We start from the raw sequence: 15,502 nt of genomic DNA, 5'->3' as shown, positions 1-15,502 counted from the left end.
GATATAAATGGAAACCAATCAATTAACATTTGAACATATCTGTTTCAAATATAAGGGAAATGATAACCAGCTCTTTACAGATTTGGATGTTACTATGGAGACTGGTCAAGTTGTCGGTATCTTGGGTGCTTCTGGTTCAGGGAAAACAACTTTAACAGAGATTCTCCTAGGCCAGCTTAAACCGACTTGCCAACAATTTCGTATTTTAGAAAATGGTAAACCTGTGACTGCGGGTTCACGCTCTTGGTCCTATGTACCCCAACAAAATCTCCTACGTGAGTACCTCAAGGTATCTGAGACCTTTGATTTTTATGCGGACCACCATCTGAAAGGGAGTGGTAAGCTGACTAAAAAGCATCGCATTGCAGGCATCATGGATGATTTAGGGTTGACGGAATTTGCCAATAAGAAGATCTCAGAGCTTTCTGGTGGGCAAAAACGTCGTGTCTCTATTGGTATCGAGCTTCTTAGCCCTAGTCCCTACTTTATCCTTGATGAGCCGTCTTCAGGTTTGGATGCCCTTAGTGATCGTAATCTCTTACGTACCTTGAAAATCTTGGCTAAATCAGCTAACAAGTCTATTGTGGTTATTACTCACAATACAGAAAATTTGGCTATTTTTGACAAGATCATCTTCTTGTCTAAGGGACGTCCGACATTTGCAGGAACCTATGAAGAGTTGCTTTTGGAATACAAGACTAGCGATCCTTATATGATTCGTAAATATATGGATATGAATATAGCAGATGTCTACCAAGAGCTCAATGCTTCAACACGTATTTACAAGATTTAGGGAGACTTATGAACGCAGCATTACGATTAAGTTGGTATAAATTTAAACACCACTACATGGATTTTGTGAAGGTTCTTCTGGGCATTGTCGCTTTCGAAGGCTTAATCCTCTATATCCAAGACAAGGGATTTTTGAAAGATTTCGAAACAACTCGAATGACCCTCTTTCTCTTGCTTTTCTCAACCAGTCTCTTGATTGTGGTTCAAAACAGTATTTATATTTCTAAGGAACGCTCGGTCCTCAACCGTGACTTTTTCTCAGGTTTGAGTCGTTCAGCCTTCGCCTTGGCTAGTATGGGGATTCACGCCTTCTTTGCCGTTTTGGAAACCATTGTCTTTATCCTATCTTACTCTGTCTTTAGTAAGTTCTTTGACAAGGAATTTCCAGATGCTGGTCATATTTTTGGTTCCTACCGTTGGGAAGTTGGGATTACAGTGCTCCTGGTTTTCTTGGCGTCGCATTTTATTGCCCTCTTTATCTCAGCCTTAGTTGGCAAATCTGAGATTACCTCTGTTATCCTAGCAGTCATTGTGGGTATCATGCAATTTTCATTGTCGGGAACTATCCTGTCTTTGCCAAAGGCCATTGATTGGGTACAAAAATTTATCTATCTTGGTTATGGCCACAAGCTTTTTGGGATTTCTAGTGACTTGTCAGACTTGCCATCTAGCTTGGCTAAGTACCATGTTCCTGTCCCTAAGAGCCAGTTGGAGGCCTTTCAAGGGTCTACAGGCGAATTCTGGGGACAATGGTGGGCCTTGGTGCTTCATTGCCTCGTTTACGCCCTACTCTTTTTCATCACACTTCAGAAGAAGGAGAAATAAATGCAACAATATGATGAATGGCTGATTGACTTCCAAGTGCAGCATGGTCGCAAGCCGAGCGATAAGGAAGTTGCTGAAGCTGCTAAGACTGGTTTTGCTCTTTCGAGTGGCTTGAGCAGACAGAAAAATTCTAAATTCAGACAAGTTTTGTCTAAGGTTGGTTTGGGTGATCTCAAGTTTAGCTGGTTCTTAGTTTTGGAAATTTTGCTCTTGATTTGTATTGCTCTCTTTGGCTATGTTGTTGGCTATCTATTTATCTAGGAGGACCTCATGAAACAGTTTAAACATAAAAAGTTTATCGGTTTAGCCTTAATTGTCTTTTTGGTCTTCATGGTACTTGGAAAATACACTCAGAGCACGGCTTTTACATCGTCTTCAAGAGTTTATGCCACAACCGTTGTCGATAAGAATACCGGGAACAAGGTGCGTTTTGAAGTTCGTAAGATCAAGGGAGACAAATACGAAGTCAAAAATACGGAGACCGGGGATACTTATCAGGCTAATGCCCAATCCGGCGAAGACCGTTCTTTGAGCTTTAAGTTGCCTGGAACTAACGGTAGCTCAGACGGTACTATCCGTATCACACCAAGTATGGTACCTGGAGGAGATGCGAAGGTTGAAATGACTGAATCAGACACCTATACTCAGATTGAGGGAGGCTCTGAAGTCGTTGAGTCTAGCGAGGCTTCGTCTAGTTCTTCAAGTAGCCAAGTTAAAAGCATTATTAAGGATATTTTGGAATCAAGTAGTTCATCCTCTGGTAGCGATGCAAGCTCAGAATCGTCTTCTAACGATCCCAATAAGCCAAATGCAGATATCAAGACTAAGACTGATGTCAATGGTGATAAGGAAACCACTTATATTGCAGACTATTCGACTGAGGACATTAAGTCTATCACAGAAGCCTTTGGGAAATGGCTCTATCAGTCTGATTATGCCAAGGATGCTGTTTTAGTTCAAAGTAGCTTTGACAGCATCACCAAGGTCAATGATGGTAGTCCAACCTTCCTGTCATTTAAGGCACCTAAGGAAAAAGGTAGCAGCCAAACGATTACCATCCTTGCTAATCTCATCAATGCGGATGGCTATGAACATGTTACTGGTGTTCCAAGTGGTATCATCAATGGTAAGGAAGTCTCAAACTATGATTTCAAGGACTATAAAAACACGGTTGATTCCTTTGCTTTAGGGATTAATGACAATAGTGGTAAGACTGCAGACTATAGCCCAAGATCATCCTTCCGTCTTTATACCTTGAAGGATAAGAAACATGCGATGTATGAAGACGATGCGGCTGAACAAAAAGCCCTCTTTAAGGACTTTTCAGCTGATGATAAAACTGGTGGCAATTATAATGGCTACAACAAGCTCTATAAGGATTTGGTTGACCAAGATAAGGATTCTTACCAAATCGTTCTAGGCTCCAACGGTACCGTTTATTATGTGACGAACTACTGGAAGGGCAATTACGATAAGAAGGCTGTTCAGACCTATAAGGTAGCACCAGATGACATGCAAGAGGCTTACCAAGAGTTGCTCAAGCATTACTCTAGTGCTAGCACATCTGAAAGCTCAGAATCTTCAAGTTCTTCACAATCATCAGAGTCATCGTCAAGTTCATCAGAAACTAAGACAGAATCAAAAACGGAAACTAAGACCGAACAGACAGGCATGGATGTTAATGCTATCAAGGATAATAACTTCCAAAGCCTCGAAGGGACTTGGAAGAATGGGAATGGTAATAGTTTGACATTTTCTAAGGATCAAGTAACTGCGCCAACAGATTATGAGGTTCAGAATGCTAATTCCAGTCTTGAAAATGGCTACCTGAGAGCGAGCCTAAGAACAGGAATGTATGGCGCAATAATCTTTTTCATCCCTAAAGGTACGACATTACCGAATGTGTCAGGAAATAATCCTGATGCTTCAGATAATACCAAAGACCGTATCCTAGTGACCCAATCAGGAAGTGCACAATCTGACGCCAAACAATTCTACTACAAGGCTGACTAGATCTGATAAATCTGAAAGTTGAGATAAAATTATCTCAACTCAGATTGAAGACAAAGTCCTCAGAAGTTATACTTCTGGGGACTTTTCTTGCTTTGAAGGAGTATAATAAAAGAAAAAGGTATTTGATGAGGTGTTCCTATGTTTCACAAAGAAAATCCCGAATACAATCGACGTCAAGTAGGATTCTATACGCTTGACGAACTTGTGCCTAAAGACCATTTTCTAAGAAAAGTCGAGGAAACGATTGATTTCTCTTTTATTTATGATCTTGTCGAAGATAGTTATTCCTCGGATAATGGTCGCCCTAGTCTAGACCCCGTTTTATTAGTTAAAATTCCGTTGATTCAATGTTTTTATGGCATTCGTTCTATGCGCCAAACCATTAAAGATATTGAGGTGAATACAGCCTACCGTTGGTTTCTTGGCTTATCTCTGGACGATAAGGTACCACATTTTACAACTTACGGTAAGAACTATAGCCGACGCTTTGAAAACAAGGAAGTGTTAGCACACATTTTTAGTCATGTGCTTCATCATGTTTTGGAAGCGGGGCTCATTGATCTCTCAGAAATCTTCATTGATGGGACCCATATCAAGGCAGCTGCTAATAATCATAAGTACAAAAATGTTGTTATTGATCAAAAAGCTAAATTCATGAGTGAACAACTGGAGATTGAGATTAATTTAGATAGGAGAAAACACGCAAAAAAGCTCTTAAAGCCCGCCAAAAAAAGCGAGGCTAAACCTAAGAAACAATCAACGACGGACCCAGACAGTGGTTGGTTTCATAAGGGAGAACATAAGGAGGTCTTCGCTTACAATGCTCAAGTAGCTTGTGATAAACACGGCTGGGCTTTAGCTTATACGGTTGAAGCAGGAAACATCCATGATAGTCAGGCTTTCTCTGCTCTTTTTGTCAAACTAGAACCATTCTCACCTGAATTCATTATTGCGGATTCAGGCTATAAAACACCTAGTATTGCCAAGTTTCTTCTAGAAAAAGGGATTACACCAGTTTTCCCTTACACTAGACCAAGAGGTAAGAAAGATTTTTTACGTCCAAAAGACTTTGTCTATGACGAGCATTTTGATTGTTATCTTTGTCCTGAGAACCAGGTGTTAACTTATCGTACAACTACACGTGAAGGTTATCGAGAGTATAAAAGTAATCCTAAAATTTGTAAGACCTGTCCCTTGTTAGCTATTTGTACAGAAAGTCGCCAGAACCAAAAAGTTGTTGTGCGTCATATTTGGAAAGATGCCCTAGAAGTCTGTGAAGATATTCGCCATCAAAGTGGTATGAAAGAACGGTATCAACACCGGAAAGAAACGATAGAACGGTTATTCGGAACAGCTAAAGAATATCATAACTTACGTTATACCAGAGAAAAAGGAAAGTCCAAAATGGAGGATAAGGTTGGGCTTACTTTAGCGTGTCTAAATATCAAAAAATTGGTAAAAATGATGACAGGAAAGACCTATAATTTTACCCAAATATCTCAATATTATTGGATTATAGGAGAATTAGGTAAGAATATAAAAAAGACAAACATCAAAAACGATGTTTGTCTTCATTCTGAGTTGAGATAAAATTATCTCAACTTTTTATATTACATTTGTAACTTTAATTTAATAGTCAACCTTCCTTGTATAAATAAGCGGATTATTAGGGAGGCGAAGGCTTTCTTATAAAATTAATTATTGTGAAAACTTACAAAAAGCTATATAATGAGTAGTGTTGTAAAAAGGGCTTCCTAGGGGATTTTTGAGGAAGTTTCTTAAATCAGATTAGAGGGAGAGGGGGAAAAGAATGACTTCTATTATTGAATCACTACTTGCTGCTTTTAAAGATTTTCATTGGCTAGTATCTATAGATACGCTCTTGATTTTCTTTGTCAATTATCTGATGTTTCATGCAGCTGGTAGGGTCAAGATTTCTTGGTGGCTACTTTTATTAGGTGGTCTTTTGTCGGTTGTTTTGACTCCCCTTCTTCCTATGGGATTCAAATTTTTACTTAATCCTCTCATTTTATTTTGTTTTAGTTATTACAAACGTCCAGACTTGCCATGGATAGAACCGGTATTTAATAGTTTTTATTCCTGGGGGACAACCAATATCATTATACGAGGCTTGTCATTAATCGTCTTTCCTTTACTTTTGGGAGCCGACTTGATGAGCCGTATTCCAGAATCTTTAACGGAGTTTATATGTGTGGTAGTTACCTATCCTCTTTACTTCTTGGTTCACTGTTTTATTGGTTATGAATATTTGCAGGTTGAGGAAAAGGAGAGCTTGCGCATACACTTCACCCCTATTGTTATTGGGGTTAGCTTTGCCTTTCTTTCATATGGACTTTTTAACGACTATTTACCCTACCTTGCTACTATCTGGTCTGTAGAAGTGGTTAACAATTATGCCAAGTTGATCGTTCTATTAGCAACAGGAGCCTTCTTCATCGTTGTTTCCTATGCCAACCAGTGGATTAAGGATGAACTTTTTCTGGAGTTGAAAGAGGAGCAGGAGCGTCATTTCCAGAGCTTACAGGAATCTAGTAGACATATCCTCCATCTTTATCAGGAGCTATACCGTGATGGAGTGCCTAAGGTAGTCGTACCTAAGAAGGTTAAGACCGTTCTGGCTACTAGTCAAGAGGGAGACACTCAGAACCTATCTAATGAAGAGGTTCCCTTCAGCAAGGTTATGCCAGATATTTCTAACCTGCTTTCTCAATTGTTACGTTCCGTCATTGAGAGTAAGTATATGGAGTTTCATGCAGTTGGCGTTGATTTTATCATGGAGGTTCCAGACCCTATATCCCCAGTTCATATCGATGTGGTGGATTTATCAGCTGTTCTAACGACCTTCTTGGACAATGCCTTGTTGAGAGCTCATGGTCAAGAAAATAGTTTAGTTCGTATGTCTTATTACCAAAGAGGTGAGGTCCAGGTCCTCTCTGTAGAGACAACCCTTTCGCAAGATAGTGCCGAGGCGCCCCACGAGGCGTATGAGAGTCACTTATCAATCAATGAGCAGCTCGAAGATATTATGGAGCGTTACCCTCAGTCTAAACTTAGCTTTACGAATGATAAGTTCATCTATAGACAGCAATTTGAATACTAAATAACTTGTAAAAAAATATATAGAAAGGAGATTCGATGTTTGAATCGTTTTTGGGAATAAATTTTTTAAATCTCTATGATACAGATGCCTTTCTAGCCATTCAGCTTATTTTAACTCTGATGATAAATTGTGCCATTTTCAAACGAATGACAGACATTCGTATCTCCTGGACGGTCTTCTTGACCTTAGCCCTGTTAGATGTAGTCATTCAGTATAATATTACTAACATGATTATGGTTTTTGATGTCTTTATCCTGATGATTTTGGCCTTTCTTGCTAAAGGGAAGACCTGGTCGGTGACCCAGTATGCTTTTCATACTTTGTTTCCAGTGGTGACGTCAGATTTACTTTATCGCTTATTGGGACTCTTCTTTATTCCCCTTCTCTTAAATCTCCCTGTCGCTGAGGTAGGGTCTAATGCCCTTTTCTATCTCTTATCTTACGGTTTGATTTTGCCACTTTATTTTGTATTTGACCGTTTCTTGGGCTTGGATTTGAAGCGTTGGAAGGTCTATAGCGATGACTCTTTCCAGAACCTCCAGATTTCTAGAAGAGTTGCTATAGCAATGGCCATTTATTTATTGGGAATCTATCTCAGTGTGAATTTAGACAGTTGGTTTCCTGGCTACTCTTCAGAGGTGGAGTTGAGACTTCGGATGCTTTGGGTTCTCTTGTCCGCAGTGGCTTTCATTTTCCTAATTGCCCATCTTAATCAACTGTCTCGGCAGTATTTGGAAGAGAGTTTGGCCATGGAGGAAAAGAGGCATTTGAATAGTTTGACCAAGGCCAACCAAAAGATTGATCTTCTCTACAATGAGTTGTTACAATACAGACAGTCTTATCAGACGGTTGTGGAACAATTTTCAGAGGAAGTACGTGACCAGGAAGAGGCTCTTGCTGAACAGGTGTATCAGAATGTCCTTAGAGAGAGTGCCAAGGAGTTTGAACGTTTCCGTGTCATTGATAATCCTAAGCTGGAAAATATTCAGTCCCTACCCTTACGTAGCCTTCTTTCGGCTCGTATGATGGAGGCTAAACGTAGTAATATTCCAGTGACTTGTGATATTCCTGAGGAGATTTCAGGGTTTACCATGAACGTGGTTGACTTGACCTTGCTGGTGTCTATTTTCTTTAGTAATGCGATTGATGAGAGTAAGCAGGTACCTGCCAGTCAAATCAAGTTTAGTTTTCATCGACATGATAAGGATGGAAGCTACCATTTTGTCATGGAAAATAGGACGCAAGAAGAAAAAGTTGACCTTGATGCCATTATGCAGGAAGAAAACCAGAAGAAGACCTCAGGTCTTAACCTCCACTCAGCCAAGGATATTCTTAGGAAGTATAGTGATGCCAATTTGATTACAAGCAGTGGTGATTACCTCTTCAAACAGGAATTGATTTTTAAATAAAGATGTAGAGCTAAATCAGAGGATTTGGCTCTTTTTTTTTAGGTACAAGTCCATGAAGGAGGGCTCTTTGCTGTGGTGCTTGTGCTTATGTGAGAAACTTAGGACATCGGAGGAGATAGGGGCGAGGGAGGAGTCTGATTGTTGCTTCATTCTGTGTTATAATAGCAAGGATTAGTGGTTGTTAGCACTAAGTGAATGGCAGTTCTTGCTTGGCCTAACGACTGGTGTAGAGATAAGAAAGGGACGTCTTATGAAATTACTTTATACGGATATGTCTCAGGATTTAACAGAAATTCTGACGGAGCAGGCAACCAGCTATGCTCAAAAGGGAAAGAGGGTCTTTTATATTGCCCCTAATGCCCTGTCATTTGAGAAGGAGCGTAAGGTCTTGGAATACCTGCCTCAGTCAGCATCCTTTGAGATTACGGTGACTCGTTTTACTCAGATGGCTAGATATTTCATTCTCAATACGAGCAACCCCAAAACGCAGCTGGATGATACTGGTCTGGCCATGATTTTTTATAAGGTGTTGTCGCATATGGGCGATGATGAGCTCAAGGTTTATGGCCGTTTGCGCAAGGATAGTAACTTTATTAATCAATTGGTAGACCTTTACAAAGAGTTGCAGCAGGCTAATATGACGGTTCTGGATTTGCAGCATTTGGATCAGGTTGAGAAACAAGAGGATTTGCTCAGGATTTTCAGTGCGGCTCAGGATCTCTTGTTGGCAGGAGATTTTGACAATCAATCAAAACTTAGTGCCTTCTTCAAGGAAATTACCTCAGGACATCTGGATAAGGCACTGAGTAATACGGTTTTGGTCATTGATGGCTTTACGCGTTTCTCTGCCGAGGAGGAGGCCCTAGTTGCCCTCTTGAATGATAAGTGCCACCAAATTGTCATTGGGACTTATACCAGTCAAAAAGCTTATAGTGCTAACTTTGTTTACGGCAATGTTTATCAGGCTTCAGTGGATTTTCTGAGAACTCTGGCTCAGACCTATAAGGTGACACCCGACTATGTGACGACAGACAAAGAGGGGAATCCTTCTTTTGCACATATTAGCCGTCTTTTGGAGAGCCGTCATGATTTTAGTACGATTGACGAGCAGCTGACTGCTCAGGACAAGCAAGCTTTGCAGGTTTGGGAAGTGGTCAACCAAAAGGAAGAAGTGGCTCAGGTTGCTAAGAGTATTCGTCAGTTGCTAGCAGATGGCAAGCGCTATAAGGATATCTTGGTCTTGCTAGGTGATGAGGAGAGTTATAAGCTTCAGGTGGGTCAGATTTTTCGAAAATTTGATATTCCCTATTATTTCGGTAAGGAAGAAACCATGTCTAGCCATCCTTTGGTGCAGTTTGTGGATTCCTTGGAGCGGATCAAACGCTACAATTACCGTGCTGAGGATTTACTTAATCTCATAAAATCCGGTCTCTATGGTGGTTTTGCTCAAGAGGATTTAGACCTTTTTGAGTATTATGTCAATTTTGCAGATATCAAGGGGCGTCACAAGTTCCTTTCTGATTTCACGGCTAATAGTCGTGATAAGTATGATTTGGACCAGCTCAATGCCTTGAGGTCACAACTGGTAGAGCCTTTGGACAAGTTGCTTAACAGTCGCAAACAGAAGGGGTCTAGTCTGCTCAAAAAACTTGTGGTTTTTTTAGAGGCTGTGCAAGTGCCAAGTAAGATGGCTGCTTTGACTGGCAAGGCCAGTGAGGCCGAAAAAGAGCAGAATGAACAGGTCTGGAAGGCTTTCACACAACTCTTGGAGCAGGTTGAGACTATTTTTGGGGAAGAAACTCTGTCAGTGGACGACTTTTTGTCCATTTTGCGTTCAGGAATGTTGGCCTGTGATTACCGTACGGTCCCAGCCACTGTCGATGTGGTTAATGTGAAGAAATACGATTTGATTCAACCACACTCTGCTCCTTATGTTTTTGCCTTGGGAATGACCCAGTCGCATTTTCCAAAGGTAGGGCAAAATAAGAGTCTCCTGTCTGACGAGGAACGTAGTCGTATCAATGAAGCTACGGACGAGCACAGAAGTTTGGATATTGTTACGCAGAGCAATAGCCAGCGGGGACATTTCGTGGCTATGTCACTTTTTAATGCGGCTAGTGAACAATTGGTGCTTAGTCAGCCACAAATTCTCAATGAGACTCAGGATGACATGTCGGTTTATTTGAAGGAACTTCTTGATCTTGGTCTTCCTTTGGTTGAAAAGGGACGCAATCGTTTCGAGGCTAAAGGTGACCAGATTGGAAACTACAAGGACCTCTTGTCGACTGTCATTGCCCTTAATAGCAGTCAGCTAGATGCTGATTTGGACAAGGAAACCCAGACTTTCTGGTCAGTTGCTGTGCGTTATCTCCGTAAGCGACTTGATAAGGACCAAGTCTTGATTCCAAATGTGATTGACGATGTGACGACGACCAAGGTGGATGATCAGGTCATGCAGTTGGTCTTTCCGGGGGAAGAACCACTGAAATTATCAGCTTCGGCTCTGACAACCTTCTATAACAACCAGTATCTTTATTTCTTGCGCTATGTCTTGGGGCTTCAGGAGTTGGAATCTATCCATCCGGATGCTCGACACCACGGGACTTACTTGCACCGTGTCTTTGAGCGTGTTATGGGGGATTCTTCGTCAGAAAACTTCGATGATAAACTGGAAAAGGCAATTGCTCAGACCAATCAGGAGCAACCCTTTGAACTCCTCTATACGGAGGACCAGGAGAGTCGTTTGTCCCGTCAGATTTTGGAAGATATCGCTCGTTCTACAGCTAGTGTTTTACGTGATAATGCAGCCGTTAAGGTTGAGCGAGAGGAAGCCAAGTTTGACTTGCTTTTAGCTAATAGCATCAAGATTACAGGGATTATTGACAGGGTGGACCGTTTATCGGATGGGGCTCTGGGTGTCGTTGACTACAAGTCAGGTAAAAATGTCTTTGACATTCAAAAATTCTACAATGGCCTTAGTCCGCAGTTAGTAACCTATCTAGAAGCCCTTCGCCAGACCTATAAGGTTGATGCTGATCAGCTTTTTGGTGCCATGTATTTACATATGAAGGACCCACAACTTAATCTGGCTCAGTTTGGCTTGGACAAGCTAGCGGCTCAGGCTCATAAGGAATTGACCTATAAGGGACTCTTTGTGGCTTCAGAGACGGAGCATCTGGCTGGTGGAAACTATGATTTACAAAAGACTGTCACCTACGACAAGGAGGACCTAGAGACCTTGCTAGAATACAACATTAAGCTCTTTACAGGTGCTGCTGAAGTTATTCGAAGCGGGAATTTTGCAGTCAATCCTTATACCGAGGATGGCAAGTCTGTTCAAGGGGATCAAATCAAGGCTATTACTCATTTTGAGGCCGACCGCCACATGGGACAGGCTCGAAAGCTCCTGCGTTTACCAAGTAGGGGCAAGAAGGAAGCCTATTTGGAGCTGATGGCAAAAGATGAGGACAAGAATCAGATGCAAGTTGCTGAAAAAATCATCCCCTTTCCAGTCACTGATCAAGCTGTGACAGCAGACAAAAAAGACCAGGAGGACAACCATGTTGACTAAAGCTTTTTTAAGTCCAACAGAGATTAAGGAACGCATTGCCCAAGAAGCAGCTTCTGACAAGGAACGCAAGTTAACACCTGAGCAGATTGAGGCCATTTACAGTAATGGTAGCAATATTCTTGTGTCAGCTTCGGCTGGATCAGGAAAAACCTTTGTTATGGTTGAGCGTATCCTTGATATGATTGGACGTGGCGTTGGCATTGATCAACTCTTTATCTCAACCTTTACGGTAAAGGCCGCGGGTGAGTTAAAAGAGCGTCTGGAAAAGCGTCTGACAGAGCAACTTGGACAAGTTGAGACGGATGAAGAGCGTGCCTTTCTTTCAGATCAGATTGCCAAGATTGGAACGGCTGATATTGGAACTATGGATGCCTTTACCCAGAAATTGGTCAATCAGTATGGCTATCTCCTGGGTGTGTCACCTATTTTCCGCATTATGACAGACCCTGCCGAGCAGACACTCATGAAAAATGAGGTTTATGCTGATCTCTTTAACGATTATATGCAAGGAAAGGATGCCCAACTTTTCCAAAAATTGGTCCGCAACTTCGCAGGAAATGGCAAGACTAGTAAGGCTTTTCGTGATTTAGTTTACGATGTCTATAACTTTTCTCAGGCTACTGCAGGTCCTGAAAAATGGCTACGTCAAAATCTTTTAAAAGGGCAGGCAGAGGCCAATCCAGAAAAGGCTAAAGCTGAGCTTTTAGAGGGTCTCAAAGATGGCTTGTTGGCTGATTTCTTAGACTTCTTAAGAGACCATCTAGGTCTAGCTCAGCGTGAATTTGCCAAGGCCAAATATCTAAATAATGTGTCAGATGCCATTAGCCTTCTTGAAGGAGCCTTGGCTAATGACCAAACGGATATGGAGGACCTGCTCAAACAACTCTTGACTTTGTCAGGAGGGACTGGTTTGACCAATATGACCCGTCCTAAAGACGAGGAACTCAAGGCCTACAAGGAAGCTTACAACAAGACCAAAAATGAGTTTGTGGCCCAGTTGCGAGAGATTGATACCCAACTAACGGTCCTCGAGGTTTTGACCAAGCATAATGATGACATCCTACCTCTGTTGGAGTTGCTTCAGGCCTTTGTACTTGATTTTTCGGACCAGTATTTACAGGCCAAGATTCAGGAAAATGCTTTTGAATTCTCGGATATTGCCCATTTTGCTATCCGTATTTTGGAGGAAAATCCAGAGGTGGCAGCTAGCTACCGTGACCGTTACCATGAAGTAATGGTAGACGAGTATCAGGACAATAGCCATACCCAAGAACGCATGTTGGAGCTCCTCTCTAACGGCCACAACCGATTCATGGTGGGAGATATCAAACAATCCATATATCGTTTCCGTCAGGCGGATCCTCAGATTTTTAACGGCAAGTTTCAGCTCTTCCTTGAAAATCCAGATGCAGGTAAGTTGATTCTCCTTAAAGAGAACTTCCGTAGCCAATCTGAGGTTCTTGATGCGACTAATGGTGTTTTCAGCCACCTCATGGACCAGGAAATCGGAGATATCCTCTATGACAAGACGCATATGTTGGTAGCAGGTAGCGAGAAGCAAAAAGAACCCCATCCTGAAAATGAGACAGAGGTTCTGATTTACAATAGTGATGAAGCGAGTGTAACTCCTGACGAGGAAAGTGCTGATCAACCTATTAGTAGCGGAGAGATTTCCTTGGTTATCAAAGAAATCATCAAACTTCACGAGCAGGGTGTACGTTTTGAGGACATTACCCTCCTAGCACCAACCCGCAACACCTATCTGGACTTGATGGCAAGCTTTGAGGAGCACGGAATTCCCTTGGTTCCTGACGAGTACAAGTCAAGCTACCTAGAGTCACTAGAAGTTATGATTATGTTGGATACCCTTCGTGCCATCAATAATCCTCTCAATGACTACGCCTTGGTTGCCCTCCTTCGTTCACCTATGTTTAACTTCAACGAGGACGATTTGGCTCGGATTGCTGTTCAGGCTGACAAAGTGCAATTCTATGACAAGATTCTTGCAGCTCATACTAAATCAGGACTTCATCCAGAAGTCGTGACGCAAGGACTGGAGGCCAAGTTGACTCTCTTCATTGAGATTCTTTCAGATTGGCGTTATTACAGTAAGTGGCACTCGCTTTACGACCTCATTTGGAAGATTTACGACGATCGTTTCTATTATGATTATGTCGGCAGTCTTCCACGAACTGAGCAACGCCAGGCCAATCTCTACGCCCTTGCCTTGCGTGCCAATGCCTATGAAAAGACTGGCTTTAAGGGACTTTCTCGTTTTATTGGCATGATTGATAAGATTATTTCTAGCGGTAACGACCTAGAGGAAGTAACAGACTTGGTTCCCAAAAATGCCGTTAGCCTTATGACCATTCACAAGTCCAAGGGACTAGAGTTCAAGTATGTCTTTGTCTTGCAGATGAATCGCAAGTTCATTGGTCACAGCAAGGACGGACTGAGTGGTAAGTACATCATTAACCGTGAAAAAGGACTAGGCATTAAGTATCTAGCTGACCTCAAAGACCAGGTAAACACTAATTTGCCTAAGTTAAATGTTGTTCTTGAGACCTTAACCTTCCAGGAAAATCGTAGGGAAGAGCGTCGAGCAAGTATCTCAGAAGAGATGCGTCTACTCTATGTTGCAATGACCCGTGCAGAGAAAAAACTCTACCTAGTTGGTAAGGGTAGTAAGGAAAAATTGACCCAGCAATTTGGCACGGATGTTGAAAATAATCGCCTACCAGTAGCTCTACGTGACCAAATTGCTACTTATCAGGATTGGGTTATGGCTTTGGATACTGCCTTTATGAGAAAGGATCTCAAGTTTACTGTTCGCTTTGTTGAGGCTGAGGACTTGACCCCAGAGGCTATTGGTCAGGTTGAAGTTCAAGCGGCAGTAGATGCTGATGATCTCTCTAACAATCGCCAGACGGAAGACATTAAGCGTGCCCTAACTGTCTTAGAAAGTGTTGAAAAACTCAATCAACTTTATGCACCAGCGATTGAACTTCCATCTGTGCGTACGCCGAGCCAGCTCAAAGCCTTCTACGAACCTGTCATGGATACCGAAGGGGTGGATATTATGGACAAGAAAGAGGAGGTGCAACCTCTTGAGACTACCACTAGCTTTGAGCTTCCAGATTTTGGGCAAAAAACCAAGGTCACTGGAGCTGCAGTTGGTTCAGCCACCCATGAACTCATGCAACGCTTGATTCTTTCTGACAAGGTGACCCTCCAAGATTTGACACAGGCCTTGAGTCGAGTATCGGCAGATGATCAAGTCAAGGCGCGTGTGCAGTTAGAAAAGCTACTAGGCTTCTTTGACACCGAACTTGGGAAGCTCATTCTAGCTAACCGTGATAAGTTGCGTCGCGAAGCGCCATTTGCCATGTTGGCAGAAGACCCGGCTAGTAAGGAAGACTTTGTCGTCCGTGGTATCATCGATGGCTACCTTCTTCTTGAAGACCGTATTGTCCTCTTTGACTATAAGACAGACCGCTTCACTCAACCTGGTGAGCTTAAGGACCGCTACAAAGGGCAAATGAGCCTCTATGCTAAAGCACTCAGCCAAGCCTATCAAATAGATAAGATTGATAAATACCTTATTCTCCTAGGTGGAAAAAACTTGGAAGTTGTAGAAGTATAAGCTATAGCATAACCATTCTTTCATAGTGAAAGAGTGGTTTTTTTGTGTCTCAATCCCACCAAAAAAGACCAGTGTGCACACACCAGTCTTTTCTGATAGATTTCCATCAGTATTGTAAGTTCGTTAAA

Annotated in this window: 9 protein-coding genes; all 9 read left to right on the top strand. The window is 42.0% G+C overall.

Features of this window, described 5'->3' with window-relative positions:
- Positions 1–7: 7 nt before the first annotated feature.
- A complete protein-coding gene (locus V471_RS01220) occupies positions 8–793 on the top strand; it encodes an ATP-binding cassette domain-containing protein (protein WP_002891779.1) in 786 nt (261 codons plus the stop codon).
- A gap of 8 nt (positions 794–801) precedes the next feature.
- Positions 802–1,617: an ABC transporter permease gene (locus V471_RS01215; protein ID WP_084871023.1), complete on the top strand. Its 816-nt coding sequence runs from the start codon at positions 802–804 to the stop codon at positions 1,615–1,617.
- Positions 1,618–1,878 (top strand): hypothetical protein, encoded by a 261-nt coding sequence (locus V471_RS01210; protein ID WP_002884593.1) that lies wholly within the window; start codon positions 1,618–1,620, stop codon positions 1,876–1,878.
- A 9-nt stretch (positions 1,879–1,887) separates the two neighbouring features.
- Positions 1,888–3,630, top strand: a complete 1,743-nt coding sequence (locus V471_RS01205) for a DUF6287 domain-containing protein (RefSeq protein WP_084871022.1) — start codon at positions 1,888–1,890, stop codon at positions 3,628–3,630.
- Between the two features lie 138 nt (positions 3,631–3,768).
- Positions 3,769–5,220: an IS1182 family transposase gene (locus tag V471_RS01200; RefSeq protein WP_084871021.1), complete on the top strand. Its 1,452-nt coding sequence runs from the start codon at positions 3,769–3,771 to the stop codon at positions 5,218–5,220.
- Between the two features lie 220 nt (positions 5,221–5,440).
- The gene (locus V471_RS01195) at positions 5,441–6,751 is read left to right on the top strand and encodes an ATP-binding protein (protein WP_084871020.1); all 1,311 of its coding nucleotides are present in this window, start codon (positions 5,441–5,443) and stop codon (positions 6,749–6,751) included.
- A 35-nt stretch (positions 6,752–6,786) separates the two neighbouring features.
- Positions 6,787–8,160: a GHKL domain-containing protein gene (locus V471_RS01190; RefSeq protein ID WP_004183414.1), complete on the top strand. Its 1,374-nt coding sequence runs from the start codon at positions 6,787–6,789 to the stop codon at positions 8,158–8,160.
- A 250-nt stretch (positions 8,161–8,410) separates the two neighbouring features.
- Positions 8,411–11,731, top strand: coding sequence for an ATP-dependent nuclease subunit B (rexB, locus tag V471_RS01185; RefSeq protein ID WP_084871019.1), 3,321 nt, complete (start codon positions 8,411–8,413; stop codon positions 11,729–11,731).
- The gene (gene addA, locus V471_RS01180; protein ID WP_084871018.1) at positions 11,721–15,374 is read left to right on the top strand and encodes a helicase-exonuclease AddAB subunit AddA; all 3,654 of its coding nucleotides are present in this window, start codon (positions 11,721–11,723) and stop codon (positions 15,372–15,374) included. Before rexB ends, addA begins: the two co-directional genes overlap by 11 nt.
- The last annotated feature ends 128 nt before the right edge of the window (positions 15,375–15,502 follow it).

The organism is Streptococcus salivarius (assembly GCF_002094975.1).
Classification (GTDB): domain Bacteria; phylum Bacillota; class Bacilli; order Lactobacillales; family Streptococcaceae; genus Streptococcus; species Streptococcus salivarius_D.
The sequence above is the reverse complement of the archived record's forward strand: the minus strand, read 5'-3'. Positions and strand labels throughout refer to the sequence as shown.

Coding starts and splice junctions, on each gene's coding strand:
- rexB (WP_084871019.1), top strand. CDS start 8,411: ATGAAATTACTTTATACGGATATGTCTCAGGATTTAACAGAAATTCTG.
- V471_RS01215 (WP_084871023.1), top strand. CDS start 802: ATGAACGCAGCATTACGATTAAGTTGGTATAAATTTAAACACCACTAC.
- V471_RS01220 (WP_002891779.1), top strand. CDS start 8: ATGGAAACCAATCAATTAACATTTGAACATATCTGTTTCAAATATAAG.
- V471_RS01190 (WP_004183414.1), top strand. CDS start 6,787: ATGTTTGAATCGTTTTTGGGAATAAATTTTTTAAATCTCTATGATACA.
- addA (WP_084871018.1), top strand. CDS start 11,721: ATGTTGACTAAAGCTTTTTTAAGTCCAACAGAGATTAAGGAACGCATT.
- V471_RS01210 (WP_002884593.1), top strand. CDS start 1,618: ATGCAACAATATGATGAATGGCTGATTGACTTCCAAGTGCAGCATGGT.
- V471_RS01200 (WP_084871021.1), top strand. CDS start 3,769: ATGTTTCACAAAGAAAATCCCGAATACAATCGACGTCAAGTAGGATTC.
- V471_RS01195 (WP_084871020.1), top strand. CDS start 5,441: ATGACTTCTATTATTGAATCACTACTTGCTGCTTTTAAAGATTTTCAT.
- V471_RS01205 (WP_084871022.1), top strand. CDS start 1,888: ATGAAACAGTTTAAACATAAAAAGTTTATCGGTTTAGCCTTAATTGTC.